Here is a 25,527-nt window from a genome sequence, read left to right on the forward strand (position 1 = left end):
CTGTTTGCCTCTACCTGCTCTACCTTTTTCGTCAAAGCCAGACGGGACAAGGCTTGAAGCAGTGTAGAGGGGCTATTTTTTGCCTCTACTAACGCTCTACCTACCTCTACCTAATTGTGCAAAAAAGCGTCCGTTATGCAACTGAACACCGGGTATTCGCATTGATGGATGTGGGCTGACCATTGAGGTAAAATTGCCCTCATGCCGCCATGGCCCAATGCGCCTACTGATGGAGTGGTTTTTCCAAATGAAAACGTCTGAGCTTATTAAGAGATTGACCGAAATAGATGTAACAGTGCCTTTCGATGCGGACATAGTTACTGGTGACGACTGGTTATGGCAGGGTGTTGATAAGGTCTACCATAACCCACCACATACCTACATTCAGTTTCATTCCTACGACGAGAATCTATGGGGTGATGATGGGGAGAATCGGCGCCGCGCATCGATAACAGAACTCGCAACACGAGCCCATATGATCGAACAGGTCATAGAAATGATTGAGGCGACCCCAGATCATTCGAAGGAAAGGATTATCAGCGAACTGGGTGGGTGGGCTGCAAAAATGCAATCGATGGTCGATGCTTTAAAAAGTCAAGTTGACCAATGAATGACCGGCCCGTACAAATAACCAGTAAACACCATCCGAGCTTAAAATATGAAACCTCAAGACAAACTTCAGGGTATGCGGGTGTTAACTGAATTCCAAACTGACCACAGCGCATATGGTCAGTTTGTATTGCTCCACTCTTCCTTCGCAGACACTATGGCTTCCGTCTGCCTGGCTAAGTCCACAGACTACCCCGACCAGCAGGTAATGATCCGCCTGGATGTCGCCAAAACCCTTATCAGTGAACTACAGAAACGCGTCGATTACATCGAAGCGGGCATTGAGCATAACGAAATCCATCTCGTAGATTGAGAATAAAACCATGCTGCATGTTGAAGTGACTATCGATAAGAAAAAGAAACTGCCGGAGGGGGCCGCTGCTGCGCTGGCAGTGACTGGCATGGTGCTGATTGGGCAGGTAATAAAAAACCCACAGAAGTGGGTTGGTTAATGTTGTTTAGGCGCCGCTTGGCGATGGTTGCCAGATAGCAAAAACCCACTGGGAGCTGGGTTTAGTTTTGATCTTCGTAGAGACCTTCTCTAGATATGACATTAACAATGTGATGGCACGCATCAAGGTTGTAGCTTCTACCCCACTCCGCAATCTGTCCGGCCGTTAGAGTTTGGCAACTCCACGGTATTTCTCCGTTAACCCCCATACCTAGACGGCCTAAAACGTCGATGAAACGACATTTTTTAGTGTCGTAAATCCTCACTTCTGCGATTGCCAGAATGCTACTAGCCCAAAGAGAGCCACCAGAGATGCTTTGTATGCTGTCGCACACAAGGTGGTCATGCTTGTCTACAAGCATCTGATAAACATTACTAGCCAGCCCTGCACCACGAAAATCTGGATCGATAACGGCACTTTTAATCTGCTTAGCTGTTACCAGAGATCCGTCATCATTATTGAAATTGAAATCTCGATATGCAACGCGTCCGACTCGCCTTGTTGTTAACTCATCCTCCATCTGCAAATCAAGGAGCGTGTTAACGATATCTTGTTGGCTGGCGTTTGAATCAAGAAGGTCCGCACCAAACTCCAAGAAGAAATCTGGTGTTGTGCATCCTATTGAGTAAACATCTAGATAATACTGGTAATCCCCGCCAGTCACTAGATACTCATCAGCCCTGAACAAACCACCTTCTCTCGTAAAGAAGTAGAAAGTCTCAAGAAGTTCTTTTTGGCCGTATAACTCAATTCGCAAGTCTTTGTTGTATGTGGCGATTATATCAGGAGGCATCGATGCACCTTCAATGAATGCAGTTAGTCCATTTATCCTTCATGTACATCGATATGGCTGTCTCAATCCTATCCATCAGCCTATGGATCGCAAGGTTTGGATACTGATCAGATGGCTTCACAACGTAGCGTAGCTTACTGGATGACGTTGTTGCGATTTCTGCATAAGGTATGACCTCCCCATCACTGCTCTCCCTATTCATGGTAACAATGAATAGTTGACGATTTGAGGATGCACGCTCGCTTAATCTGCGAACTACAAACTCATTCCGGGTGTCGGGATCGACAAAAGAACTGACGACATTAGTACGATTTTTAATCGTCTGTATCGAGCGTCTAGCTAAAGTTCTCATGTTTTCTCCTGTACGGCATTACCATGCCGCGCCATACGTGCAAAAAAACCACCGAAGATTGCCGCCTCCAGTGGTTACTCGTGGGATATAACCACGGTTATACAATACAGAGTGTATCGCCCGGGCGATAGGTATTCAACTTTTAGTTGAGTAAAGCACCCTCAAATCGTCGCCCTATCCTTCGTCAAACAACCGGAAATGAGTGCATACCTACCTACGGTTAGGGTTTCGGCTTCTCAGAACTGGATGTAGAGGGTTTTAGGGGTATAGTAAAACATCAAATTTTCACGCATCCGCACCATAACATTATAGCTGCCAACAAAAAGCCCACCTGAGTGAGGTGATTATGGGTTGCTATCCACATGCTGTTCGAGAGGTTTAAATGCTAAATAGATTGCTTCAAAATGAGTTGTTGAGATTGGCCGAGTATTGTCACCCGGCATTCTGTATGCATAAATTCAAAGAGATAGACTCTTTCGATATAAAATACCCACTGATATTCTCATCTTCTACTGACGACTTGTGGAGGGAGGTTAAATACCTTGAAGGCCATGGACTGCTGGTATTGGATTCACAGTGCTCTATCCACCCAGGCCGAGAGGGTATAATTGGGTATATGAAAGCAACCGTCAAAGGAATCGATTTTATCCTCAATGACGGCGGATTGTCGGCCATTCTCAACGTACAAACAGTGAAGTTTCACAGAGATACAGTGGTAGTGCTTGAAGATCTGATCGCAATTTCCTCGATGAGTAGTGAAGAGAGAGAAAAGGCCAAGTCAAAACTAGAAGAACTATCGTCTGAAGCACTAAAAACTGTTGTTCAAGCTGCAACAACTGCCCTTCTTGGTTTGGGGCAATAACCCACCTGAGTGGGCTGCATCGAACCGTGATATGCATTTGATGAGCGACCGAAACGGGTGCTGGCAGGGGATGATCGGGAAGGGAATGGAGTTAGCCGGGATTTCTCCCGGCGCTGCTATCACTCCTTGGGTTCTTCGGTCGGTGCTGGCGTTTCACTTGGTGCCTGCTCTTCGCCCCCCTCCGGCTCTGTTACCTCCGGGGTTACTTCCGGCACTTTCTCGTCTTCCGGTACCGGCTCGTACTCCGGCTCATCGCCGCCAGGCATCTCGACACGCAGATCAATCCAGCGACCAGCAGGGATGTCGATCGGCTGACCTTCCTTGTATCCGGTCTTAACGTTCTGGGCGAACTTCGGCGCGGTAGAGTTCACGCGGTGGAAGGTCTTGATCAGCAGGTCACCGGTTTCATCAACTTCGTAATCAACCCAGACCAGAGGAAGCTTGTTGCGGTCTGTCGGGATTTCGATACCTCCATCCACCCCGCCCCACTCTGCATCAGCATTAAAACCGAGAGTGCCAGAAATACGATAGACGCCTTCGGAAACTCGCTCAGTTGTCACACCCTGGCTTTCGTCGTTGAGTTCGCACCGGCCATCACCGAACAGTTTGACGATCGGGGAGGCTTTCTTGATAAAGCCGTTGGCGTCTACAGTGGTGTTTGCTGTGTGCCACATTGACGCCCAGCTACCGAACCCACCAGACCACGAACTGCATCTCGCACGCAAATCAATGACATTTGAATCTGCTCTCCACACCAATTGATATCTTGAGCTTTCATTGTGCCCCCCCTGTAATCCCGCCCAAGGACCAGTGGTCGGAGCGCCCGGCGTATTATTCGAGCACCTGATAAACTGATTTACTCCTGCAACGTTTAAATCTGTAATAACTGCAGGGATTAAACTTCCAAGGCCATAATCACCAGTTTTTAGAACCTCAGTCGAGCCGATATACATATTACTCGATGTCAATGAACCGATTGTGGTTAAATCACCAGCGCCATTAAGATAAGCTAGTGCTTTTATTGTCGCCCCGTCAGTATCATAGAACCAGTACCCCCCAGTGCCGTTCCCTCTGTGATTTATAAAATCTGAACTCCCCCTTCCCGCCGCTCGACTCCAAGATGCCCAAGTTCCCTGGCTGTCTGGAATGAATGTGCCTGCTGCGCCTGATGTTAGTCGTGTTGGTCTAGAGAATAAAACCGGGCCGACAACACGCTGCTCTGCTGTATCAACTTTACTCAGTGCGTTAGCCATTGCGGCAGTTGCATTATTCTCGCTGGTTTTTGCAGCCGCCGCCGATGCTGCCGCAGCAGCTCGCATACCGTCTACAGTGGCCACAATCGCCGGGTTTAGGTCTGTTTCACCAGGAATGGTTAAGAAGTCGTTTAACGTCCCCGTTGCTGAGTTAACCATCACCTGAATACCGCCCACGCGTTCGGGTTGGCGACCTGCGGTAGTAATCATTACATCATACTGCCCAGGCTCAACGCTCAGCGTATAGCGGCCTGTGGCGTCAGTAACAGATTGAGAACGTGCCTGGATAACCACAGTTGCAGACGTTCGGACAGCGCGTAACTCGATTACTACACCCACATGTGCATCACCCATTGGGCCTTTTAATACACCGCTGATTACTGCCATATTTTTACTCTCCAATAAAAAACCCGCCGTAGCGGGTGATAGTGATTGTTAGTTTTCCATAACTACGAAGAGAAACGGTTTTGACCTTTCCGGAATGCCATTACCGCCATTTTACCACTTGACCATGTTTGGCCGCTTTGAGCACCAGTAATACCAAATTCCAAATCTAATGTGCCATTTGGAGGAACGTTGATAACAATAGCTCCAGTAAATTTCCCATACAGTGGATTAGCACTACCACGCCAGTATTCAACACCATTAACCTTTATAAACACAGTGCCAGAGCCGGAACCCTGACTATCGAGTTCAATATTCACATACGGCACAACCACGATAGAATCATAAGGCAGTCCGCCACTAAAATACCGGTGATTATAGCCATTCACGCCAACAACGTTTATTGCCTCCCATACACCAGCGGAAACCACATCGCCTAGAATCTTCTCGGCATACACTGTACCGGTAAAATATCCATCTGCACCGCGCAACTCACCGCCGAAGTAACCATTATATGCACGAAGTTCACCGGCAAAGTATCCGCTATCAGCATATACATTCCCGCGCACGTTAACCTGCTGAAACTCAGCATAACCATTTTTATTAATGGCCCACCCAGTTTTACCGCTATCCCAGTTATCTGACTGGATATGCTGGGCTATTTTAGCGCTATCTATTGATGCGTTTTTGATAAATGCCGAGTTCATGAATACCTGGCCACCCTCGACCGCGAACGGGCTCGATACCGCTGACCCGGTACCGCTGGCCGTATTCAAAATGGCGAACCGATCCGCAACTACCAGCACCTGCGATTGCATGCCCTCCGGGGTGTTCTCGACACCAACGCCGATCCCTGCCGTGTATAGCTTGCCATCTTGCGTTTTACCCACTTTGACAGACCACATGTCCTGTAGCTTGCTGGCATCCTCCACCGGCCCTAGTAAGTCCTTACCGAGCTGTGTTTGGGTGATCTGCCCGGTTAGATAGTCCAGCACGTCGCTAGCATCGCTGCTTGATGTGCCTTGCGTCCACGCCGTCCATGGCCCGGCATTGCCCAGGCGGTCAACAAGACGAGCCTGGAACCAGAACTGAACGCCAGCGGCCAGCCCGGTCATTGTGTGGCTGCGCTGTGGGTATGCATAATCGCCCAGGTGCATTTTGCCGCTACCGTTTGAGCTGCGGCTATACCAGATCTCCGTCCTCTGCGTGTCCTCTGCGCCATTTGGGAAAGCCCAATTCAAGACGATGCCAAATACTTGGCCAACAGTGGTAAAGCTGGCCAGAGCTGGCGGCTCTCCGATTTTGCCCTTTAAGACCATTTCCGGCGCGTTAGCCCAGATACTTGAGATTTCAGCCGGGTTTATCGCCCGGACGCGGGCCTGGTATCGACCGGCATAAATCCCCTGCACTTCAAAGCCCAGAGTTGAAACACGCGGGCCGGGAATCCAGTTGCCGTTATCCCTGCGCCATTCCGTTTCGTACGCAATAGCGCTCTCGGCTCTGTCCCAAGTCACATAGAGCGTGGCCACAGCCAGCCCCTGAATGGTTGCGGAGTTCTCCCTGATCCGGACGTTCTTCGGTGGTACCTGAACGCCTGGAGGGATAACCGAGATCGGGCGGTCTTCGATACGTGCGCCTGTATCAATACGGGCGTACTTGTCCGGGTCGTGCTCGATGGCAGTGATATCGAACGAAACACCGTCTTCGTTTTCAGTGATGCCCGTAACACGGAATTGCTGGATAGCCAGGTCAGAGGCATCTACCGCCCAGGCACATTCTGCCGCTGGCGGCTCGCTGTAGTTGGTCGAGACAGTCACTACCTTACCGCTCACGGCGCTGATCGTGCGGGCCTGTGATTTTCCGCTGGGTAGGTTAACGATAAGACGCTCACCAACCTTTGCCGACGAGACGCGATCCAACTTGATGTTACGGCCAGACACTGCACTGATACGGCCGCCGAGTGGCCGCCCTGCCATCGCTTCATCTGCGACGCCGATGATCCAGCCCGGCAGCGGGATATTGCCATCCATCCCGACCGTGAAGGAGATCACTCGGTCTTTGTCGTTGGTCAACAGTAGCCACTTTCCACGTCGGATCGCTTCGGTTTGTCGGGTGCAACCGATGGCCGTTAAATCAGCCTGTTTGACGTTGTAGCGGCGGATTAGATTGTTATCGAATACTGGCTCTACAGAGTCCTGGTAGCCATTTTCGGGGTCGCTCCAGCTCACCATAGCAACGCTATAATGCGTCTTCTCACTGGCGCTACTGTCGGTAAACAGCCCATCCTTGACGTTGGCGCGGGTGTATATGTAGTCAACATCGCGGGGCATGTCAGCAAGCGCATTCATACTATTGTTGGCCCAATACGTCATGCCACGGAAGATGTTTGCGAAGTCGCGCAAAACAGTCCAGGCTTCTTCCTGCGATTGAATGTAGGCATCACAGAGGAAACGCGGCTCAGTACCGCTGCCACCGCGCCCATCGGGTACCAGTTGATCGCAATATTGCGCAATAGCGTACAAATCCCACTTGGTGAGCGCCAGGTTCTCAGCCTTAACGCGGCTGCCGATGCTGTAGCGGTCGTTGATAAGCAGATCGTAAAACACCCATGCAGGGTTATTCGTCCAGGCCCATTTAAAGCTGCCGTTCCAAGTACCGGTATAAGTGCGCTTGATCGGGTCGTAGGTCGTGGGGATACGGATCACAGAGCCTTTAGGCTCGCAGGAAACCTGCGGGATATTCTGGAACTGCTTCGCGTCGAACTGGACGAATAGCAGCGCGGTTTCTGGATATCGAAGCTTTACATCGATCAGCTCGGTGATCGACTCACTAACCATTTTATCGGCGATACGGTTACTGGTGCTGTTTGGCGTGATCCTGCGCACCCGCACCTGCCAGCCGGTGGTGGCCTTCGGTAGATTAATGCGGTGGCTGCGCTCGTATTTTGTCGTGGTCTTACCATCGACCGCAGTTTTCAGCATTTCGCGATAAGCGCCGCCGTCAGTCGCCACATCAATGGCGTATTCAATACGGTAGCCGTTCACGTCGCCGTTTTCCTCCTGCTGCTGAAGTTGCTGCCACGAAAAGCGCACACGAACGGCGGAAAGCTGTGTATTGGTCAGCGAACGTACCCAGGGGTTAGCACTAGTCAGCTCTGTCGCGATGGTTATTTCGTTCTCAACATCAGGCATGCCGGGGATATAGTCTTGATCAGGGGTGCCTGGTCGGAACTCCCATTTCACGCCGGGAAAGTTTTCTGAGCCGTCAGGGCCGATGATCGGAGTGCCATCAAGAAAAATGTTGGTACCATCCAGACCACCGGCCAACTCCCCTTCAGCAAGCGCAAGCAGGATTTTGGCGTAAGAGGTAGATTGCAGGGAGTCGGGGGATTCGACAGGCGTGTGCTGGTCACCGCCACCACCCTTGCGGCCTTCTATCACAGACATTGATTTTCTCCAGGCGTAAAAAAACCAGCTCTAGGCTGGCCATTGAGGAATGCAGATTGTTTACTGCTGGTCTTCTGCGAAGATCCCCGCTGAAATGATGGCGCCACCGATCCGGCGCTTGCCGTAGAGAATCGGTACCGGGTTGCCTTGAGCGATTGTGTTCACCGGCCCGCCAAAAGCATATGACGGCTTATTATCCGGGCTTTCGCGCCGCGCCAAGCCGCCTTGCTGCGGTGAAAGCATTTGAATCGCCCCACCAAGCATCATTGCCCCTCCCATTTGAAAACCAAAAGTTGAGAATGGGTTTCCTGGTGCAAAGTAATAACCGATTGCAGACACAGCAACTATTACGGCTCCTAGGATTGTTTGGAAAATACCGGCCTTTTTACTGCCAATAATCATTGGAGCAATCCGGATATCTTCACATCCTGAAAACTCAAGCTCATCCTTAGCGATATTCCTCTTCCCAATAAAAATAGAGAATGTTAAACCTCTTTCTTTTGCTGTTTTCAAAAAACGTTCAAAGCCAGGGATAGTTATAGAAAGTGCCTTGATAGCTTCTTTGGGAGTTGATATGACCAGTTTATGAACCCGGCCAAACTTCGCCCCAAGAATGCCATATAGTCTGACCATTCTAAATTCATGCGGTGTAGCGTTCATGTTTTCTCCAAATAACAAAAGGCCGCTTTGCGACCTTTTATATGAAAAGTGGATTTATTGAATAGTGGTTGGTTTTATGTCTACATTACCATTATTATCAGTAAATACTCTTAAATATTTCTCTTCACCTGGTTTGATTATGAAATCACGCTCTTGTCTTTCTTTTCCACCTGAGCACAATCCCTTTCCCTCATGTCCTGCACCAACAATCCATGCGCCGCTATTAACATAAAATGTTGCTTTTTCTTTAGTGTCTAGTTTCGCCACCCTTGCACCATTTAAAAATACTGTTATATAGCAACCGCCGCCAACCATCCCACTATCCCTAACAATTGTGATAGATGAATCACTTTTTGCAGGCTCTTGATAATTGAATACGCGCTCACCTGGCACGGTAACAGCCTGTTTAACAGGAACCGCGTCCGAAGCACACCCAGATAAAATTGCCGTGGCCGCAAAGGCTAAAAGTAACTTCCGCATTCTGTTATCCCTCTTATGGTCGAAGCAAGATAATACCAGATCAGCCCCTATAGCGAAGCGTGATGATTGTCCTTTCCTGCCAGTAACCATTGTAGGGAACGTGTTTACTCAGTTGGCCGTACATATGGTGGAGCATCACCCCACCACCGAGATACACCCCGGCGTGGTTCGGCTCGTCAGCCCGCACTTGCATAATGATTACGTCACCGATTTGCAGATCCCCAGGCGCAGGTATAAATCCGGCCTCGGCATAGTGATGCATGTAAAGATTCTCGCCACGTTCCCACCAGCCATCGGATCGGGCGAAGTTCGGTATATCGATATCGCACTCAAGCCGGTACCAGTCGCGCACGATAGCGTAACAGTCCCAGATGCCATGCACGAACGGACGGCCTAGCAGCGGCTTAACACCCTCGGTGGGTATAATCGTTTTGATATCCCCCTCTGGCCAGCTGGCAATCACCCAGGGCAGTTGTGACAGGTCACATTGCGCCTGGTCAAGCTGGCTCGGCTGCGTTGTGGCATCGGGGTGACTGTGAGCGATAGCGACGATCTCCCCGGCATCCTCTGCGGCCGCGTAGTCCTCTGGGTGCATGCTGAATTGCTCTGTAGGCTCCGGGGCGGTGTTTCTGCAACGCAGGTACTGCTGACAACGGCCATTCCGTATCACTAGCCCACAACACTCAGCAGGATAGGCCTCCGCTGCATGCGCCAGGATGGCGCTGATAATGTGCTTTCTCATGGCTACCTCTTCAGCAATGCGGAGCCAGGGAAGCCACCGAACGGCAGAGGATTACCCTTGCCCCAGCGCGGTTCGCATCCCGTAGACAGCAGGCCTGAGCAAACATCTTTCGATGGATCACTAACCGGCTTGCCGTCAGCATCAAAATACTTTGTGGCGGTGTACCCACACGACGCTTTACGGTACTGGCCACGGATGCACCAGGTGCAAAGGCTGTGGATCTGCCGAGTGGGGATCATGATGCCCTGCAGGTCAGCTGGTGAGGATAAAGCAAACTCAATGCCTACATTATCTCCGCCTATCTTGCGATCGATATAATAAACACTCACTTTTTCCTGCGTCGAGTCCGCCTCCTGGTTGCCTTCGGGGAAGTTTCGAGCGTCCAGGTAATGTGCGTATGTATCGCGGATTGTGACCTTAAACAGCGCCAGATTTTGATACGCCAGGCACATCGAGCCGACCGTGCCATCGATGTTGCCCACAGATAACGTGGGGCTTGGGGCGCTACCGTCGCTAGTGACTTCCAGCCCCTCAATCTTCACGGGCCACGCTTTGTATTCACGCCCGTCGAACCAGATGGATTTGGCCTGCAGCTTGCTAGAGTCACTGCCGGCCGCCTCCAGTTCTGCCGGCGTAAACGATATAGGATGGCTGTGAAAGTACAGTTCTGGCCCGCTGTACTGGCTCCCGTCTACTTCGAACAGACGTATTTTGCTACCAGGTTCTAACACCTGGTGATCGGTATTGATAGCCATTGATTTTCCTATGGTTTGAAAGCCACCTCGAACGTGGCCACAAGCTGAAACATCTGATCGCCTCTGTAATTTTTACCCAGTGGCGTTTCCTGATATTTGCTGCAAGTAAATAACCCCGGCTCAAAGCTAGGATTAACCCATTTAAAAGCCTTATATCCCGCATGGCGCTTAAAAAAGGCCTTGATAGCAGCATTGCGAGAAAGGTCGCTAACAAAGGTTAAGGACCAGCTCTGAATCTCCGTATTTAACCCATCACCAATGCTCTGTTTATAGCCATCCCCGAATTGCACATCTTTTACACGGAAAGAATGATCGCCGGTCGGGTTTATCCTTACGGCATATGTGAACGTTTCCAGCGCCATTATCTACCCCCTTTCATTGCCGGGTTTAACATACGGCCTTGGCCCATTTCTTTTTGTAGCAACACCTTAAAACGCTGATCAACAAACGTCCCTATCTCTCTACCGAACTGCTCCATGCCTGGCGGGGCCGAACTTGTCGTTTGCCCGTTACTTTCTACCGTGATGTAAACGATAGGCGCACTGCTACCAAGGCTCGCGCCAATCTGCTGGTTAGCCGTTGTGGGCCTAATTCCCAACGAGCCACCAGCCGCAACAGGTGAAGCCGAAACTAAACCGCCATCAGCATAGCCGCGCATCATGCCGTAGAGATTGTCTATGCCGATCCGCTCTGTGGCCTCTTTAGTGAAAACAAACTCGCCCTTATGAACCACACCGGCTGGCTCATATTTCCCACCAGGGCCAGTAAAACCGCCAAGGTCATATGCTCTAAAGTTGGTACTCATCCCCATTGCGCCGGTGCTTGCCGATCCCGCACTTGCACCAGCAGATCCAGCAGCGCCTGCAGCTGCCCCACCGAACGACCCCACAACGCCAGATATTGTTTGCATAATAGCGCTGGTGATCAGCGCCTGCGCGGCCATGTCAATCAAGTTGTTAATGATGGATTGAGTCAACGAGGCAAAAAGACTTGTGACGCCTTCCCTGAATGTCTGAGTACCAGTAAGCAGGCCTGTTAGCATGTTTCCCGCACGTTCCGTTGCAGTTTGGAACAGGTCAACGGCCATTTTTTGCATGTCGCCCTGGGCGGCGTACAGCTCCGAAGCAGCCTGCTTACGTTGTTCCATGCTCTCCTTTTCAGAAGCCAGAATAAGCTCGTTTTTCCTTTGCTCAGTCAGCACACCGGCGGCGGCGTAACTCTCAATAAGCGCTTGCCGTTTCTTCAGCTGATTATCGATGTTCTGCACCGGGTCAACTTCACCAGCCAGCTCGGCGGTACCAGATACGGCATAGCGCTGATCAGCTTCGGCTTTCGCCTGCAGGTAAGCCGTGTTGATATCTTGCTTGCGGCGGGATAATTCCTCTGCGCTTTTGATTTCGCCATCAGCAATTTGGCGCTGTAGCTGCTCGTTAGCCTTTTTCTGGGTATCTGCGGCCGCTCGGTAAGGGTCGGACGCGATCGCCGCGTTATGGTCCTCCCAGCGCTGTTTAGCCTCTGCCAGCGCCTTATTCATCTGAATTAGTTCGGCGCGCTGCTGGCTTGTCCACTTTGTGCCAGCTTCAAGAGAAGCGGCAAACAGCGTAGCCGCCGTATCCCCTTCTTTCAGCCGGACGCCTTCAATCTGGATCTCTTTGTTGAGATTGGCGATTTTCTGTTGATAATCAGCCGCAACGCTTGCGGATTTCTTACCTGCAGACGCGGCGTCTTGTTCCGCTTTTTGCTGGGCCTTTGTCGCTGCAGTGAGGGCCTCTGTTTGTCGCTCGGCCCCCACTTTTGCCGCTATATAGGCCTCATACCGACCGGGAGGGAGGTTAAGATCATCGGCTTCAAAAGTGGCCTGCAGGCGGACTTTTTCGACACCTTTTAAGCTGGCCAACTGTTGATCGCGTAAGGCGCGAGTCATTGCCGTCTGCTGCTTTTCGTCAAGCTTCGGAAGTGCCAAACCTGCAAATTTTGGAGCAGCCGCAGCGGTGGAAAGGCCAGTCACTTTGTTAAGCTGAGCATACATTTCCGTAAGACCGCCAACGGCCCCAGCCATTGCAGCTGTCTTATTTATCGACTCATTCAGTGCTTGTGTGCGGAGTGATTCTGTACTGCGGAGTTTTTCTGTTTGTTGTTCGAGCTCATAACTCTTTTTACTTAAGCGCCCCTGAGCTTCTGTAATCTCTTCTTGTATATCATTGAGAGACATTAGCGTATTAATGCGACTCATCCACGGGCTTTCTTTAGCGTCTACCTCCATTTTTTTCAGGGCAGATAGGCTATCTTTCAGCTTGCGGATCTCTTCTTCCGTCTTAGCGATTTCAGTCCGCTGAGCAGAGATAGATTTACCCGCATCAACCGCTGTTGATTGCAGCCCTGCGATCGACATATCGGAAATCTGTTTACGGACTTGTTCAACAGTATTTCCGTATGCGAGAGCCGTTTTCCTGGCTTGCTCGTTTTTTTGATGTGTGTAGTACCAAGCAGCACCAATCCCCAACACAACGCCAGGGATCCCACCGACGGCACTTAACAAACCGCCACCCAGACGCGCCCCCAACGATGTAACGGCGTTCAGGCCACCCTGGGCAGCAGTTCTTGCCGCTACGCTTGCTGACACCTGGCGCTGAGCTATGGCCAGCTGACGCTCGGCTACTATTTGAGCCTCAATCCCTACAGCAGCCGCTTTGGCTTGCTGGGCGCGATAGAGCGTAGCTCGAGCTGCAGCCGTGGCAGCTCGAGCCCCTTCGACTTGAGCGGCAGCAACAGCTATCTCGGCGCGCTGCGCAGCTAACATGCTGCCTGTAGCCGTCATCATCCCTTGGGCCATATTGCCGAAGTAACGCACCACGCCGACGCCAACTAAGACACCCAGGCCTGTGGCCACACCGTCAATATTGTGAGCAAGCCCATCGAGGGCGGCGGCTAACGTTGTTGTGATGCCGGCGGCGTTATTCTGCCCCCCTACCCATTCCATGAACGCATTATTTATACGTGTTGATGCAGCGCTAACGCTGTTGGGCATCGTTTCGAATTCTTTACGCACCTGCCCAAGCTGACTAATTAGGGCAGGGACGATCACTGGGGTTGGTAACTTCCCTGCATCTGCTAACCCCTTAAGATCCTTTTGAGCCACCCCCAATCCGTCAGACAGCATTTTCATTATCCGCCCGCCAGACTGCGCAACGGAGTTAAAATCCTGCCCACGCAGAACACCACGGGCTAGCGCTTGTGATAATTGGGTGATTACTGTGGATGTTTCCTCAGCAGACGACCCAGATACTTGCAGACCGGTAGATAGCGCCTCAGTAAGAGATAAAATATCCTTGGTTGTGTACCCATATTCACGCAGCGAACTAGATGCTTTCGAGAACAGACTGGCGTTAGACTCGAACGTTGAGCCTGTGTACTGGCTGATCTGCATCAGACCAGCCTGGGCGATGCCGAAATCTTCCGTTGATGTTGTGGCCAGCTTTACACGCGCACTCAGTGAGTTGTACTTGTCAGCGAGCGCGATCAGGTTGCCCGTTGCAAATGCTCCAGCAAAAGCACCAACCATCGATAGCGCACTGATGCGAACGGTCGCCAGTTGGCCATTCAGATCAACAAGAGCTCTTTGGCTTTGTCGGGCTGCACTTTCGGCGCGGCGGTTGCCTTGCTCCATTGCTCGGCCGAAATCCCCCCCCAGTCGAGTGGCGCGAGCAATCTCACTCTGAAACGATACAGAGTTTGCCGAAAGGTTAACAATCAAATCACCGAGAGTGGCCATAATTACCCCATGAAAAAACCCGCCGGAGCGGGTCAGTTATTCAGCCAGTTTTTTAAATTGAGCTTCCATATCAGCCCATTCATCTTCTTCCGACTCTGGTTCTGGCGATGACCATTTAAGAACAGTTTTATTAATATCAGCCTCAATCCCTTGCGAGTTAGAAATAGCTGCTGATATTTGAGCTGCTTGATAATCGCCACGCTCATCACCAATGGGGCTAATTTGATTAAATGCAGCCCATAAGCGCAATTCACTTACGCCCATTGTTTTCTGTAATTCCCCCAGGGTTTTACCAAGGCGTAAAGCAAGCTGCATCTGGAAGAAAACTTCTGGCTCCCTTACTTTGCTTCTGCATCCTCTTTTTTGGTTTGTAGGGCTAATGCCTTCTCAAGCAATCGTCTATGCACGGGACCATAAAAGACCATGACCTTTTCTACATCATCCTGTGAAAAGGCCTGATTGCCATCAATATCAAATAAAATATCGATGAATAACACGGCGTCAGCCTTGGTGTTTCTTTTAGTTTCATCGGCAATAGATAACTTTACTGGTTTCTCCCCTTCTTTAACCTCAGGTTCTGCCAGAACTTCACGAAATATCCCCAATCCCTCCGGCGATGGTTCTCGAAGAAGAACTTTTACACCGTTCCATTCAGGCACGGTTTCAATCTTCGTGCGGAATCCTGCTAACGGAGTTGAGGCTACATCCCGAAGGTTCATTTTTTTATCTGTCATGGCTTGCCACTCCTATTATGCGGTGACGGTTACGGCGCACGTAGCCGTCTTGGCTCCGTCTAAGGTCTTAACGGTGATCGTTGCTGTGCCAACGGAAAGCCCGGTGATCTTACCGGCAGAATTAACCATAACCCGGGTTGAGTCGGAACTTGACCAGGTTAGGTTGCGGTTTGTAGCCGTCGGTGGCGCAATCGTTGGGGTAAGCGTCAAGCTGTTGCCGAGAGTCAACGAGGCGGTTGTTTTATCCAGGGCCACACCAGTAACCGGGATGTTTACGGCGAAGATATCAACCGGTTTACCCTTAATACGGAGGGTATAGGATGCTGAAACAACGCCACCTACGCCGGCTGTCCAGCTATTCTGGCGTACTTCGGCTATGTACATGTAACCATTACCGGAAGGGAATACGACACGAACAGCGCGGGTAGTGTCCGTATTATATGCCGCCATCAACGATCGCTGCGCCTCTTCGTAAACGGTCCAGTTGCGGTTAATTGTCATTTCAGACGGAGCCGCCAGGCCGTTTGTCATTTCTTTTTCTTCCGAGCACAACGTTGTAACGTCGATGTCATCTTTTTGGCCGCCCGTAAAACTAAGCTCCTTAGTCGAACATGACGCACTCAGCCAGTTAATACCGGCTTGATCGATGCTGGCTACTTCCGCATCAGAAATACTAAAGACTGTGCCTTGCGTTTTTTCAAATTTACTATTTGACATGATATTTTCTCCAGACATAAAAAACCGCCCGGAGGCGGTTATTAGATTATTCGATTTCGTTGGGGGTATTAACGGATGTAGGTTATGGAATACATGAAATCAGAAGATCCCCAAGTTGTAGCCTCTTCATCTCTTCGGTAGTCATAACCGATCGGCGTCAGGCTTTCGACTAAGCCCATCAACGCAGGAATATCTTGCATAACGGGATAGATCTCTTTTTCCATCCATGCATCAAGTGCCGAATCCGGGGTGTCAGCCTTTAAAAACACTTCGATATGAAGTACAGCCCCCCACTGATCACCATCGAGATAATGTTCAGTCTTAGCTGCATCAGTCAGATAAACAGCAATGGCCGGTAACTCTTTGGCCTCTAGAAAAGCGGGACGCCCATCGAAAAAAGTCGCATCTGTGACGGTGCTCTTCAACGCCGCCAAAACAACGGTACGTATTGCGGTGTGGATCATCATCGTTTAATTACCAGCCTTAACTGATTGTTGAGTGCGGCAGCCAGCTCTTTAGGCAGATCGCTTTTCAGTAGCGCATTTGACTGATTCATAAAGGCCTGAGTCAACGGTGCGGCCATGGGGATTTTCACTACCTCAATCGGATAGCGGGCTTTTGAGGTCCTGCGCATAACTTGCCAACGGCCATTACTGAGTCGCTGAATGAATGCGCCAGGGAAAGAAAAACGCCCAATTTTAAGCACACTCCCCGCCCCGCCCTGGCTGCCATTTCGGCGAGATATCTGCATACGTACCGGACCGAGATTAATAACGGGTAAATTCCCGCGCTTTACACGGATGGTGGCGATCGGGCGGTTAGGGCTAGCCTTTTTTAGCCTTGTTCGCCCCCGGACAAGCTTTAATGGAACCCGTGTTTCCTTTGATACCACGGAAACGCTTTTACTTATCGCCCGGCTGGCAACGCGGTTAACGGCCTGAGAGGTTGCGCGTGGGACTGCTGTTCGGCTTACAGCATTAAGGTTGCTGATCAACTGGTCTAGCCCTGTAACCACCATAAACCCTCCTTACTCTAGCCAGATTTGCGGTTTCCCATTAAACATCTGTGATCGAGTCACCATGTAAGTCTGCCCATCAAGGACGGCCTGATCACCACGACTCCAACTGTAGCCAGGAGTAAATACCACCAGCGATATCCCATCCCCGCTCATTTGTGCCATCTCAAGGAGTAGATGGCTTTCAACAGCTGTATAATCCTGACCATTGATCGCCACCGATCTCCCCATCCTCTCCGCAGTCACCAGATCCATCCGGGCCGCCAACCGATCAAAAGCGTTAGCCATTGATTCGCACGGCAATGAATTCACTGCTCGCGCCTGCGGCAGCCCAGGCTACGCCTGCTGCAATACCACCCGTAGCGCTGAGCTGAATTTTTCCGTCCTTCAGATACACTTTTTTGCCCTGGGGAATATCATCAGCTGCCAACTTTGGCAGTTGCCAAACACCACGGGCGAAACCATCTCCTGTGACACCTACCGGGATAGTGGTGATAGCCACCGCGATCAAATCCCCCACCACCACCGGTGCTCCACTTAAAATATCGGTGGCGCCTGCATTGGTGACCGGAATAGTCATACCGTCCTGCACATAATTCGTTGCCATGTTGCTGCTCTCCACGGCCCCGAAGGGCCGAATTTTAGACATAAAAAAAGCCCATAAGGGCAGAGGGATAGCTGAGTGTCTAAATCACGCGCCGGAGGACTGCACCAGACCACGATGATCGGTTGGAGCCACGCCAGCATCGATGCGCACCTTGGTTGTCACCCCGTCAGAGGTAAAGCCTTCCTGCTGATCAATGTACGGGGTATCAATACCATCAAGGTAAGCCACCTCGATCGTATCCGTTCCCTGCGCTGCTGCCAGGTACCATTTTTTAGTGCTGTCATCATCAAGGCGCGGCTCAGCAATCACAGTTGCGAAATTTTGCACCGGGTTGATGATACCGGCGTTAATATCCGCCCCTTTGACACTGGTAGAACGGATAACCTGGTTAGTGGTCGATTCCAGGTTAGTTGGCACCAGGATAAAGGCAGGACGAATGTTTAAATGACGGTCGCCTTCCTTCTGCCGGCGCATAAGTTGGCGGGCATCATCCAGGCTTTTAACATCAATCGGACCGGTCGCCAGGTTGCCGTGTTTAGTATCAAACAGCGGGATATTGTCAGTGGTCATTTTCGGGTTGCTGGTCAAAATGGCATAGACCAAATCAGCAACGGTTGCTTTGGCGGCACGACCCAACTTCATTGGAACATCAGTCAACATGTTCAAATCATCGTTGATGATGGCCTGGCGCGTGATGGAGAACAGTTCGCCATACGTCGCCAGTGCAATGGTGGCCTGCTTGTCACCCGTTGTAACGTACTTGTATTCGGCCCCTTCACGCACCTTACGCAGTGACGGGAATCCCCCCATACCTACACGATGCGCTGTTTTAAAGTCTGACAGTTGCCCCCTGCGCGTCCATTGTTCGAAGGTTTCCGGCGCTTCCTCCCAGCCCTGGATAATGGACTTATTGGCCACGTCGATCAGGATATTGCCAAAATCCGAGGTGCTGTGAGTAAAGGCCATACCCACCATCTGCATAGGATTGTAAGAGGAAACGCCGACCCCGCGTTCAGTGAGCGACATACGTGCGCATTCGCGTAACGTCATGCCGTTGTAGGCGTTATCGGCCTGGCGATCCTCGTAGCCGGCGCGGGACATTAGTGCCTGGCGGATACCGTCACCCGTAATGTTACCGTTACCGGCATGGATATGTACCCCGACCTTACTGGATGGCGTAGTATTTTGCCCCAATCGGGCCAGTAGCTGGTCTTTAGCTATTTCGATGCTGCAATCAAGATCTGCAATACAGGCAGCCTGCAGGTCTTGATGGCGCCCGCCAAAATTGGCAAACAGGTCCGTGATACCAGCAATACGCTGTTTTTGAGCTTCACGCTCTTGCGCACGGATGCCATTTTCATCAAGCACGGTCGCAACTGGCGCAGTAACCGGAGCGGGAACAGGCTGTGGTGCCGGTGTCGGTGCAGCCTGGGCCTTCGGTTTGGTGATCATGTTTTTTAAGGAGCTTGGCATAGCACTGTATTCCTCAAGACGTTTTGAATTGATGCGGGCCATTGCCTGCACCGCGGTGGTTAGTTGATCGGCAAAGCCATGCTCGACGCATTCCTGAGCTGTCAGCCAGGTTTCTTCACTGAGCATTGCAGCCAGTTCATCGGTGGTTTTACCGGTTTTTTTGGCATAGGACGGGATCAGCACGCTTTCCACTTTGTCGAGCAGATCAGCGTAATCCCGCATATCATCCGCATCACCGCCAGTGATGCCCCACGGTTTGTGGATCATCATCATGGCGTTTTCCGGCATGATGATCGGGTTGCCTACCATGGCGATAATGGAGGCCATTGAGGCCGCCAGACCGTCGATGTAAACCGTTTTGCTGGCCGGGTGGCTATCAAGCAGGTTGTAAATGGCAATACCTTCAAACACATCACCACCAGGAGAGTGGATGTGCAGGTCGATATGATCGAGATCACCGAGCGCCTTCAAGCTGCTGGCAAAGTTGCGGGCGGTCACCCCCCAGTAGCCAATTTCGTCATAGATATAGATATCGGCGGTATTCTTGCCGCTGGCCTTCATTCGGAACCAGCTTTGGTTACCGCCAGATGCGCGGGGGTTACTCGTCAGTTTCTTTCTGCTGTTCTTGCTCACTGGCAACTCCTTTATCATTCGCAGGGTCTGTATCGAATTTCAGCCCGAGCTCATTGTTTTCATCAATTTCCGCCTTACGGCGACGTTTCACATCACCTGGATTGGCGCCACGAGCCCGGATCCAATCTCCCTCGGTGGCCGCACCGCCGCGAAGCAGTACACGCCAGGAGTTAGCCTCTTTTAGCGGGTCAATCCATGGCATCACCGGGCCACTGTAGACCGCGTTATAAATCGTTGATGGGTCAACGTCCGCCGGTACCTTTATTTCCCCCGCGATGATTGCCATTTTTAACCAGGTCCGATAGGTAGGACGGCTAACGGCCCCGATAAAAGCATCCTGCAGGATGTAATACCCCTCGAAGGACTCCACCAACTCCTGCCGTTGAGCGCTGTATGTGCCATCATAATTACGGGAGATGCTGGAATAACTGCTACGGGTACCTGCAGCGGCCGCCCTTAACTGGCCATTTCGGAAGGGTTCAAGGTTTGGGTTTGGTCGGTCTGACTTGATCATCCCAATCTCTTCGCCAGCCTGAAGCCCGTCATAAATCATGCCTGGAACGATATCGAGATCACGGCTAGCATTTCCGGCATCCGGTTCAAAGGATTGGCCATCCCCCTTTTTGATGTACATACCTAACGCGGCAGCTATCCGGGCTGCGGTTAGCTCTGAGTCCTCGTAATCCTTAAGGGCACTCAAACGAATGAGGATACCGGCCAGCAAGCTATTCCCACGCACCTGGTGCAGGCGGCGAGTAAACTTCAGATGCAGCATATCCTCGGCAGCAATTTGCTTGGTATTTCCGAGAGAGGAGCCAAGCCTGGGCAGAGATTTATACACTTCGTACTGCGTCGGTTTACCCCACCCGTTTAGATAGATGCCCTGGAATAACCCTTTACCTTCATCGGTTTTCTCCAGGGGGACAAAATCAGGCTCCAGGGCTTCAATCCAGAAAGGAATGCCCGCAGAGGGTGTTAAACCTACTGCCTTACCTTGAACCAACTGACCGAAAACCTCACCGTCACGCAGCCAGGTGCGAACCATCAGCCGCTCAAGGATAGGCCGGGTAAACTGCCCAGTTACATCAGGCAATACAGACCATTCAGCCCAACGGGCGCGTATTTGCTTGGCGAACTCGCTGGCCACCAGCCCAGACCGGAGAAGCGGCTGGGGATCGACGATAATCCCCTTTGAACCGATAATGCGCTCCTCCATCTTGTCCAGGATGCCAATCACAATGTCGTTGTTATTATCCTGCCAGCGGGCCTGCTCACGCAGGGACCTGGCTGCAACGTGTGTTAACTGGTTGGCATTTCGATTTTCCCGCTTGGCTTTATGCGTTCGGGAAGGTAATGCCGCTTCATACGCCCGAATGGACACCCGCGACTTTAGGCGGGCAGCCTTCCAGCCTGGTGAAATCAGGCCAATTGCATCATCCAGGAAGGTCATTTACCGAAACCTCGCCAATTTGTAGGTAGCACGGCCACTCTGTGCCACATCAAAACTGCTCAGGCGACGTTCCCAATCAGCGCGCCCCTTGCGGATCTCGCTGAGGTTTTCCATGGTCATCGCCTGGCCGTTCATGGTGATGGACTTCCCCTCCAGCACCGCACGCTCGGCAGTCAGATAGTTGTCGATCATGCTTTGAATTTGGGCTCGATTCATACCCAACCTCCTCCGGAGTTATATGGCGCCCAGGCAGAGGTCTTGGCCTCTTTCTGAGTTGCCTCTTGTGTTGATTTAGGGGGTTCACTGCGTGATGTTGCGGGGATTGGAGGTACTGTTACGGTGTGAGATCCAACAGGTTGCGCCCATGGGGGCGGTTTATCCCAGTTGATTTTCTCGTAGCCTCTCAGTATCACCACCGCCTGAGCATATACCATCAAGTCGAAAGCTTCGTTTGCGCCCTTGCCAGGCTTATGCCATTTGCCATCAGAGCTGCGTTCTTCATACGTCAACTCATCGTAAAACCAATCCCCCAGCCAGTCTGGAAAGTGCACATAGTTCGGCCCCGGTGTCTCACGGTGCAACGCGTTATTCACCCGATCCTTGAGTTGGTTGGTCTGTAACAGGTAGAGCGGCACATCACCGCGTGCATCAGCACGCCGGTTTGACCGATCGGTGTTGTCCGGGTAGGTTTTTGTGATCAGCTTTTGCCGCATCACGCTGTCCCCTTTAAACAGATAGACACGGCGGCGCTCGCCGTCCCGGCGGCACTTTCGCCAAAACTCGTAGGCGTTACCGGTCACCCCCTCTTCACCGCCAGAGTCAACCGCCATTGCCAACAGTGGAATGTGGGTATCCGGATCGGACGCCAGTGGCCAGGCTTTATCCAGCACATCCGAGCGCAACAGGTCCCAGTCTTCCAGATACCCCGCCGGATCAATGGGTAGGCTCTCGCCGTTTGGCCCGGTCCGCAGGGATTGCCGGATATTGTACCGGTCAACTATCCATCGTTCGCCATGGGCGCCGTAGCCGGTAACCTGAACGACAAAGCGGCGGTTTTTACCGCCCTGCACGTCCACGGTGGCCACCAGAAAATGTACGCCGACGGGAACGTGGCGCTTTGGCACTTCCTCGGCGCGTGCAGCCAGTACATCGCCCTTGCGCTGCTCACTGTCTGAATACGGCAGATAGGGCAGGCCCCAGTCAGTGTTGATCACCGCTTTCAGGGTCTCCTCACTGCTGGTACGCTCGAACTCCTGCTCAGCGGTCAACAGCTTGTAAACCAACTGCGACCAAGTCTGGTAAGCGGCCGCTGGCCCCTCCATCCAGAATGACGCTATACGGGAGCGTCGTGGCTCGCCGGTGATATCACCATCCCGATCGATGCTTTGGCCCTCGATCAACCAGATGCCAAGGTTGTTTAACTCACGCTTCTGATCCGGCTCCACCAGCCCGGCACAGTGCGGGCATTGCAACCTTGCAGCTTCGCTGGCCTCCACCGGATCGGCGATACCTTGATAGCCAACCATGTGGTCCCTGATTGGCTGAAAATATTCGCTGCAGTGCGGGCACGGCCAGTACCAACGCCGACGATCGCCGCGGTTATACAGTGACAAGATCCCTGTAGTCGGGGGAGCCTGGTGAGGATGTGTGCCGCGCCACTTCCGATCTGTAATTTCCCGACCGGGTGAACTCTCCACCAGCGTCATGCCTGCCGACATAAAGGTCGTGGTACGCTTGGACGCCAACGAAAAACCATCGCCCTCCCCGTCGATATCTTCCGGAAACCGGTCGTAATCCGTCAACGCCACACGCTTATAGTCCGACGATGAGAAAATGGAGATCGCTGGCCAGCCGATTTTAAGGAACGAACCATCCCTGAAAACTCGATCGTGGACGTTGTTATCATTCTTCAGTGGGCTGAGACGTTTTGCGACCTCAGGGCTGTGTTTGAAAGTTCGGGACAGACGGGTTTTTGAGTGCTCGCGGGCTTTAGTTTCGGTCATCTGAACCACCAACATGTCGCCAGGGTCACAGACGATCCCATACACGATCCAGCCATCGATCAGCCCGAGGGTTTTGCCGGTTCGCGCCGGACCGACAAACACCACTGCGTCGAACTGTCGGAGTGTAAGACAGTTCATCGGTTCAATCATGTAGGGGGTAAGGCCCTCCTCCCACGGCAGCGAACTACCCGCGCCGATCGGGACGCGCATAAATTTTCGCACAGCCTCAGCGACCGGCATTCTGCGTGGCGGCCTGAGCAGGCCAGCAACGTCGCGCCGCATGGCGCTTGCTGATGCGTACATCAGTCCTCCTCTGTTGTTTCATCGATACCGGCAACAGCTGCCGCCAGCAACTCGCGGATTTCATCCACCACCGCCTGAGCCTCGTTGATTTGTTCAGGCCGCCAACCACGATCACGTTCCAGCACGTCAGGCCAGGTATCCAGCACCTGGCTCACGGCTTTAACGATCAAGGACATTTCACGGTGTGCATCCGGCGCAGGCATCAGTTGGCCCAGGGAAGTTTCGAGTTTTACGCGCTCATTTTCCGACTGAAACCAGTCTTTGCGGTCTTTTGGGTCCATCTTGCTGGGGTCGTGGATAAAGTCGGGATCTTTCTCCTCGGCGGCGCCATACAGCGCCGGGCCGATATCCCGCAGTGCATACACCGGATTCCCGCGCACGGTGCTGGCGATCGGAACATTAGCGTCCATCAACCGCTTTTTCACTGTGCCGCGGTTAAGCCCGAATGCCTCAGCAATCTTTGCCACGCTCCAGTTGTAGGCGTCCCCCAGATTGCTGATATTGGACATAGACACCTCACCAGAGCAGGTAGAAACTCCGTTTTATTCTATTAATCATTGGGATACCTGATAGCGACCTGACAGCGGGAAACGCCATTTTGTCACCTCAAAGAAGGAAAAAACAAAGATAAACATAAGGTTAAGACACCTGCTGCTGACAGCATGAAAATTCAAAAACTAGCCTTTTTCCGCGAGTCCGACTCCCCGTGGCAGGGGCCCCTCTCTGGAGTACCTGTTGATAATAATTCTCATTTAAACTTAATTACTTTCAATTGAAATCATTAAAAATACAATCATTGCGAGCGAATGACATTCATTCTCATTTAACGCAATTCAATTTATCTGCTTGAGATTGTGGATTCTATGCGGCTCATCGTCTTGCCAATGAAAAGACTTTATCTGCAGCATTTAATGAGATGCCCCTGCATAGTGCTGACCATTTGGTCATTCTCAACTTGGCGTTTCAAGACATACGTCGCATCTATGTAAATCTACTCATTGCGTTGTGTTTTTAGTTAAGCGATCCTGTTCTAGATGTCAGGTTTTGACATGTTTTCGGACGCGGTTCGGGATGAGGTTTTTTCGCTTTACCCCACCCCAGTAGCCGCTAGCAAGGCATTTACATCAAGAAGTACTCGTGACAGAGTATTTCTTGTTTGTCGGTGAGTGCTATAACAATTTCATTAAAAAGGTTAATAAATGACTTGGACAACAATTTTTGACGGTGATGTTTTGGGCGATCACATAACAATCGAGTGGTTTGTTGATGATGAAATCGAAGGCGAATACTCAGTTAGAGTTAAAGCTAAAGATTACTCTCCAGATGCATCACCTACCCCATTGGTGGAGCCAGGGAGTGTGATTTTCCCCATTCCGCCTAAAGACCCCTCAAAACGTTACAATTTTGAATACGATAGTATTGACGAAATGTATAAGAAGTTTGCAGGCGACTCTGGAAGAAGTGAGCGTTTTGTAGAGGCGATAGAAAAAGCAATTGGCAACACCTAAAAAACTCCTAGTTCTTATCTACGTTTCCTCAACGCCATCACGATGGGCCTGCTCAATATGATGGCATTAAACAACCACCAGTGGATACTAGTGGTTGTTTATAGATACTTCTTAGCCTTAATCCTTTTGGCGTCTTTTCAATTTCAATGTTCCCTTACCAGCCTCTATTTCTTCATAGTCTTTAAAAATGGCTATGAGCAAGGTGAGGCCTATTGATGCTGCCGCGATAATTGCAGCAATCTCAAAGCCTGACATAACTGCAATTGGAGTCGCCGCAAACATAGATATGTCACCAGTGAAAGGCGTAGCTACAAACGCTGCGGTTAAGACTGCGAGGGACACTCCACTGGCTTTCGCCACCTTTTTTCCCTTCTGGAGTTTATTGGCTAATTCGCCCTCAACAATAATATATTCAGCTTTATTTTTCTTGGCACGCTCCAGTTCTTCCTTTGTATTCACAACAACTTGAACCATGGTTATTCCTCCTTTTATTTACGAGGAATAATAGCCACGATACCTTTCCG

At 51.3% G+C, this 25,527-nt stretch carries 27 protein-coding genes and 1 pseudogene; 5 read left to right on the forward strand and 23 right to left on the reverse strand.

All coding sequences use genetic code 11. The features are described 5' to 3' along the window. Positions 1–247: 247 nt before the first annotated feature. From N6G83_RS16180 to N6G83_RS16190, 3 genes are read left to right on the forward strand one after another with little or no spacing between them, the layout of a single operon-like run. Positions 248–610 (forward strand): hypothetical protein, encoded by a 363-nt coding sequence (locus N6G83_RS16180; protein WP_211136271.1) that lies wholly within the window; start codon positions 248–250, stop codon positions 608–610. Between the two features lie 48 nt (positions 611–658). Next, positions 659–922 carry a hypothetical protein gene (locus N6G83_RS16185; RefSeq protein ID WP_211136270.1) on the forward strand — a complete coding sequence of 88 codons (264 nt, stop codon included), beginning with the start codon at positions 659–661 and terminating at the stop codon, positions 920–922. Between the two features lie 10 nt (positions 923–932). Next, positions 933–1,061: a hypothetical protein gene (locus N6G83_RS16190; protein ID WP_260523991.1), complete on the forward strand. Its 129-nt coding sequence runs from the start codon at positions 933–935 to the stop codon at positions 1,059–1,061. Positions 1,062–1,122: 61 nt separating this feature from the next. Here the strand turns inward: N6G83_RS16190 and N6G83_RS16195 are convergent, their stop codons facing one another. Further along, complete coding sequence (locus N6G83_RS16195; RefSeq protein ID WP_211136269.1) at positions 1,123–1,854, reverse strand: hypothetical protein; 732 nt, start codon at positions 1,852–1,854, stop codon at positions 1,123–1,125. Positions 1,855–2,822: 968 nt separating this feature from the next. On the opposite strand from N6G83_RS16195, the gene N6G83_RS16200 reads away from it, so the two are divergent. After that, positions 2,823–3,068, forward strand: coding sequence for a hypothetical protein (locus tag N6G83_RS16200; protein WP_211136268.1), 246 nt, complete (start codon positions 2,823–2,825; stop codon positions 3,066–3,068). A gap of 119 nt (positions 3,069–3,187) precedes the next feature. On the opposite strand, the gene N6G83_RS16205 is transcribed toward N6G83_RS16200, so the two are convergent. From N6G83_RS16205 to N6G83_RS16300, 21 genes and pseudogenes are all read right to left on the reverse strand, one after another. Then, entirely contained in the window at positions 3,188–4,708 is a 1,521-nt protein-coding gene (locus tag N6G83_RS16205) for a prophage tail fiber N-terminal domain-containing protein (protein ID WP_260523992.1), read from the reverse strand. A gap of 62 nt (positions 4,709–4,770) precedes the next feature. Next, positions 4,771–8,151, reverse strand: a complete 3,381-nt coding sequence (locus N6G83_RS16210; protein WP_211135543.1) for a DUF1983 domain-containing protein — start codon at positions 8,149–8,151, stop codon at positions 4,771–4,773. A 60-nt stretch (positions 8,152–8,211) separates the two neighbouring features. Next, positions 8,212–8,811 (reverse strand): tail assembly protein, encoded by a 600-nt coding sequence (locus N6G83_RS16215; RefSeq protein WP_211135544.1) that lies wholly within the window; start codon positions 8,809–8,811, stop codon positions 8,212–8,214. A gap of 54 nt (positions 8,812–8,865) precedes the next feature. Further along, entirely contained in the window at positions 8,866–9,291 is a 426-nt protein-coding gene (locus N6G83_RS16220) for a hypothetical protein (protein ID WP_211135545.1), read from the reverse strand. 40 nt (positions 9,292–9,331) lie between these two features. Then, on the reverse strand, positions 9,332–10,033 hold the full coding sequence (locus N6G83_RS16225; RefSeq protein ID WP_211135546.1) for a C40 family peptidase: 702 nt from the start codon (positions 10,031–10,033) through the stop codon (positions 9,332–9,334). A gap of 2 nt (positions 10,034–10,035) precedes the next feature. After that, complete coding sequence (locus N6G83_RS16230; RefSeq protein ID WP_260523993.1) at positions 10,036–10,788, reverse strand: phage minor tail protein L; 753 nt, start codon at positions 10,786–10,788, stop codon at positions 10,036–10,038. An 8-nt stretch (positions 10,789–10,796) separates the two neighbouring features. Then, on the reverse strand, positions 10,797–11,150 hold the full coding sequence (locus N6G83_RS16235; RefSeq protein WP_223501793.1) for a phage tail protein: 354 nt from the start codon (positions 11,148–11,150) through the stop codon (positions 10,797–10,799). Continuing rightward, positions 11,150–14,560: a tape measure protein gene (locus N6G83_RS16240; RefSeq protein ID WP_211136624.1), complete on the reverse strand. Its 3,411-nt coding sequence runs from the start codon at positions 14,558–14,560 to the stop codon at positions 11,150–11,152. Before N6G83_RS16240 ends, N6G83_RS16235 begins: the two co-directional genes overlap by 1 nt. Positions 14,561–14,596: 36 nt before the next feature. Further along, positions 14,597–14,875: a DUF4035 domain-containing protein gene (locus N6G83_RS16245; RefSeq protein ID WP_211136625.1), complete on the reverse strand. Its 279-nt coding sequence runs from the start codon at positions 14,873–14,875 to the stop codon at positions 14,597–14,599. 23 nt (positions 14,876–14,898) lie between these two features. Then, a complete protein-coding gene (locus tag N6G83_RS16250; protein ID WP_248006690.1) occupies positions 14,899–15,294 on the reverse strand; it encodes a phage tail assembly chaperone in 396 nt (131 codons plus the stop codon). A gap of 15 nt (positions 15,295–15,309) precedes the next feature. Then, positions 15,310–15,549: an Ig-like domain-containing protein gene (locus N6G83_RS54800; protein ID WP_312847375.1), complete on the reverse strand. Its 240-nt coding sequence runs from the start codon at positions 15,547–15,549 to the stop codon at positions 15,310–15,312. A 27-nt stretch (positions 15,550–15,576) separates the two neighbouring features. Then, positions 15,577–16,011: pseudogene (locus N6G83_RS54805) on the reverse strand (phage tail protein); the annotation flags it as partial. A gap of 68 nt (positions 16,012–16,079) precedes the next feature. Next, a complete protein-coding gene (locus tag N6G83_RS16260) occupies positions 16,080–16,478 on the reverse strand; it encodes a phage minor tail U family protein (RefSeq protein ID WP_260523994.1) in 399 nt (132 codons plus the stop codon). After that, the gene (locus N6G83_RS16265; protein WP_024529190.1) at positions 16,475–17,029 is read right to left on the reverse strand and encodes a phage tail protein; all 555 of its coding nucleotides are present in this window, start codon (positions 17,027–17,029) and stop codon (positions 16,475–16,477) included. The genes N6G83_RS16260 and N6G83_RS16265 overlap by 4 nt, the downstream gene beginning before the upstream one ends. 9 nt (positions 17,030–17,038) lie before the next feature. Next, entirely contained in the window at positions 17,039–17,314 is a 276-nt protein-coding gene (locus N6G83_RS16270; RefSeq protein WP_260523995.1) for a DNA breaking-rejoining protein, read from the reverse strand. Further along, positions 17,307–17,633 carry a DUF2190 family protein gene (locus N6G83_RS16275; protein WP_211136233.1) on the reverse strand — a complete coding sequence of 109 codons (327 nt, stop codon included), beginning with the start codon at positions 17,631–17,633 and terminating at the stop codon, positions 17,307–17,309. Before N6G83_RS16275 ends, N6G83_RS16270 begins: the two co-directional genes overlap by 8 nt. 84 nt (positions 17,634–17,717) lie before the next feature. Then, complete coding sequence (locus N6G83_RS16280) at positions 17,718–19,757, reverse strand: ClpP-like prohead protease/major capsid protein fusion protein (RefSeq protein ID WP_409529716.1); 2,040 nt, start codon at positions 19,755–19,757, stop codon at positions 17,718–17,720. Continuing rightward, complete coding sequence (locus tag N6G83_RS16285; RefSeq protein WP_260523996.1) at positions 19,705–21,189, reverse strand: phage portal protein; 1,485 nt, start codon at positions 21,187–21,189, stop codon at positions 19,705–19,707. The genes N6G83_RS16280 and N6G83_RS16285 overlap by 53 nt, the downstream gene beginning before the upstream one ends. Next, positions 21,190–21,405 (reverse strand): hypothetical protein, encoded by a 216-nt coding sequence (locus N6G83_RS16290; RefSeq protein ID WP_211135428.1) that lies wholly within the window; start codon positions 21,403–21,405, stop codon positions 21,190–21,192. It abuts the gene before it with no gap. Beyond that, a complete protein-coding gene (locus tag N6G83_RS16295) occupies positions 21,402–23,495 on the reverse strand; it encodes a phage terminase large subunit family protein (RefSeq protein WP_211135426.1) in 2,094 nt (697 codons plus the stop codon). Before N6G83_RS16295 ends, N6G83_RS16290 begins: the two co-directional genes overlap by 4 nt. Beyond that, positions 23,495–24,004, reverse strand: a complete 510-nt coding sequence (locus N6G83_RS16300) for a DUF1441 family protein (protein WP_174332804.1) — start codon at positions 24,002–24,004, stop codon at positions 23,495–23,497. Before N6G83_RS16300 ends, N6G83_RS16295 begins: the two co-directional genes overlap by 1 nt. Before the next feature lie 690 nt (positions 24,005–24,694). Here N6G83_RS16300 and N6G83_RS16305 point away from each other — a divergent pair. After that, positions 24,695–25,003 carry a hypothetical protein gene (locus tag N6G83_RS16305; RefSeq protein WP_211135424.1) on the forward strand — a complete coding sequence of 103 codons (309 nt, stop codon included), beginning with the start codon at positions 24,695–24,697 and terminating at the stop codon, positions 25,001–25,003. A 117-nt stretch (positions 25,004–25,120) separates the two neighbouring features. Here the strand turns inward: N6G83_RS16305 and N6G83_RS16310 are convergent, their stop codons facing one another. Further along, the gene (locus N6G83_RS16310; RefSeq protein ID WP_211135422.1) at positions 25,121–25,477 is read right to left on the reverse strand and encodes a hypothetical protein; all 357 of its coding nucleotides are present in this window, start codon (positions 25,475–25,477) and stop codon (positions 25,121–25,123) included. Between the last annotated feature and the right edge of the window lie 50 nt (positions 25,478–25,527).

The sequence above is a fragment of the Serratia sp. PL7 genome (genome assembly GCF_945957435.1).

Bases quoted from the DNA above. Each gene is read 5' to 3' on its own strand.
- N6G83_RS16180 (WP_211136271.1), top strand. From the start codon at position 248: ATGAAAACGTCTGAGCTTATTAAGAGATTGACCGAAATAGATGTAACA.
- N6G83_RS16185 (WP_211136270.1), top strand. From the start codon at position 659: ATGAAACCTCAAGACAAACTTCAGGGTATGCGGGTGTTAACTGAATTC.
- N6G83_RS16190 (WP_260523991.1), top strand. From the start codon at position 933: ATGCTGCATGTTGAAGTGACTATCGATAAGAAAAAGAAACTGCCGGAG.
- N6G83_RS16195 (WP_211136269.1), bottom strand. From the start codon at position 1,854: ATGCCTCCTGATATAATCGCCACATACAACAAAGACTTGCGAATTGAG.
- N6G83_RS16200 (WP_211136268.1), top strand. From the start codon at position 2,823: ATGAAAGCAACCGTCAAAGGAATCGATTTTATCCTCAATGACGGCGGA.
- N6G83_RS16205 (WP_260523992.1), bottom strand. From the start codon at position 4,708: ATGGCAGTAATCAGCGGTGTATTAAAAGGCCCAATGGGTGATGCACAT.
- N6G83_RS16210 (WP_211135543.1), bottom strand. From the start codon at position 8,151: ATGTCTGTGATAGAAGGCCGCAAGGGTGGTGGCGGTGACCAGCACACG.
- N6G83_RS16215 (WP_211135544.1), bottom strand. From the start codon at position 8,811: ATGAACGCTACACCGCATGAATTTAGAATGGTCAGACTATATGGCATT.
- N6G83_RS16220 (WP_211135545.1), bottom strand. From the start codon at position 9,291: ATGCGGAAGTTACTTTTAGCCTTTGCGGCCACGGCAATTTTATCTGGG.
- N6G83_RS16225 (WP_211135546.1), bottom strand. From the start codon at position 10,033: ATGAGAAAGCACATTATCAGCGCCATCCTGGCGCATGCAGCGGAGGCC.
- N6G83_RS16230 (WP_260523993.1), bottom strand. From the start codon at position 10,788: ATGGCTATCAATACCGATCACCAGGTGTTAGAACCTGGTAGCAAAATA.
- N6G83_RS16235 (WP_223501793.1), bottom strand. From the start codon at position 11,150: ATGGCGCTGGAAACGTTCACATATGCCGTAAGGATAAACCCGACCGGC.
- N6G83_RS16240 (WP_211136624.1), bottom strand. From the start codon at position 14,560: ATGGCCACTCTCGGTGATTTGATTGTTAACCTTTCGGCAAACTCTGTA.
- N6G83_RS16245 (WP_211136625.1), bottom strand. From the start codon at position 14,875: ATGCAGCTTGCTTTACGCCTTGGTAAAACCCTGGGGGAATTACAGAAA.
- N6G83_RS16250 (WP_248006690.1), bottom strand. From the start codon at position 15,294: ATGACAGATAAAAAAATGAACCTTCGGGATGTAGCCTCAACTCCGTTA.
- N6G83_RS16260 (WP_260523994.1), bottom strand. From the start codon at position 16,478: ATGATGATCCACACCGCAATACGTACCGTTGTTTTGGCGGCGTTGAAG.
- N6G83_RS16265 (WP_024529190.1), bottom strand. From the start codon at position 17,029: ATGGTGGTTACAGGGCTAGACCAGTTGATCAGCAACCTTAATGCTGTA.
- N6G83_RS16270 (WP_260523995.1), bottom strand. From the start codon at position 17,314: ATGGCTAACGCTTTTGATCGGTTGGCGGCCCGGATGGATCTGGTGACT.
- N6G83_RS16275 (WP_211136233.1), bottom strand. From the start codon at position 17,633: ATGGCAACGAATTATGTGCAGGACGGTATGACTATTCCGGTCACCAAT.
- N6G83_RS16280 (WP_409529716.1), bottom strand. From the start codon at position 19,757: ATGATAAAGGAGTTGCCAGTGAGCAAGAACAGCAGAAAGAAACTGACG.
- N6G83_RS16285 (WP_260523996.1), bottom strand. From the start codon at position 21,189: ATGACCTTCCTGGATGATGCAATTGGCCTGATTTCACCAGGCTGGAAG.
- N6G83_RS16290 (WP_211135428.1), bottom strand. From the start codon at position 21,405: ATGAATCGAGCCCAAATTCAAAGCATGATCGACAACTATCTGACTGCC.
- N6G83_RS16295 (WP_211135426.1), bottom strand. From the start codon at position 23,495: ATGTACGCATCAGCAAGCGCCATGCGGCGCGACGTTGCTGGCCTGCTC.
- N6G83_RS16300 (WP_174332804.1), bottom strand. From the start codon at position 24,004: ATGTCCAATATCAGCAATCTGGGGGACGCCTACAACTGGAGCGTGGCA.
- N6G83_RS16305 (WP_211135424.1), top strand. From the start codon at position 24,695: ATGACTTGGACAACAATTTTTGACGGTGATGTTTTGGGCGATCACATA.
- N6G83_RS16310 (WP_211135422.1), bottom strand. From the start codon at position 25,477: ATGGTTCAAGTTGTTGTGAATACAAAGGAAGAACTGGAGCGTGCCAAG.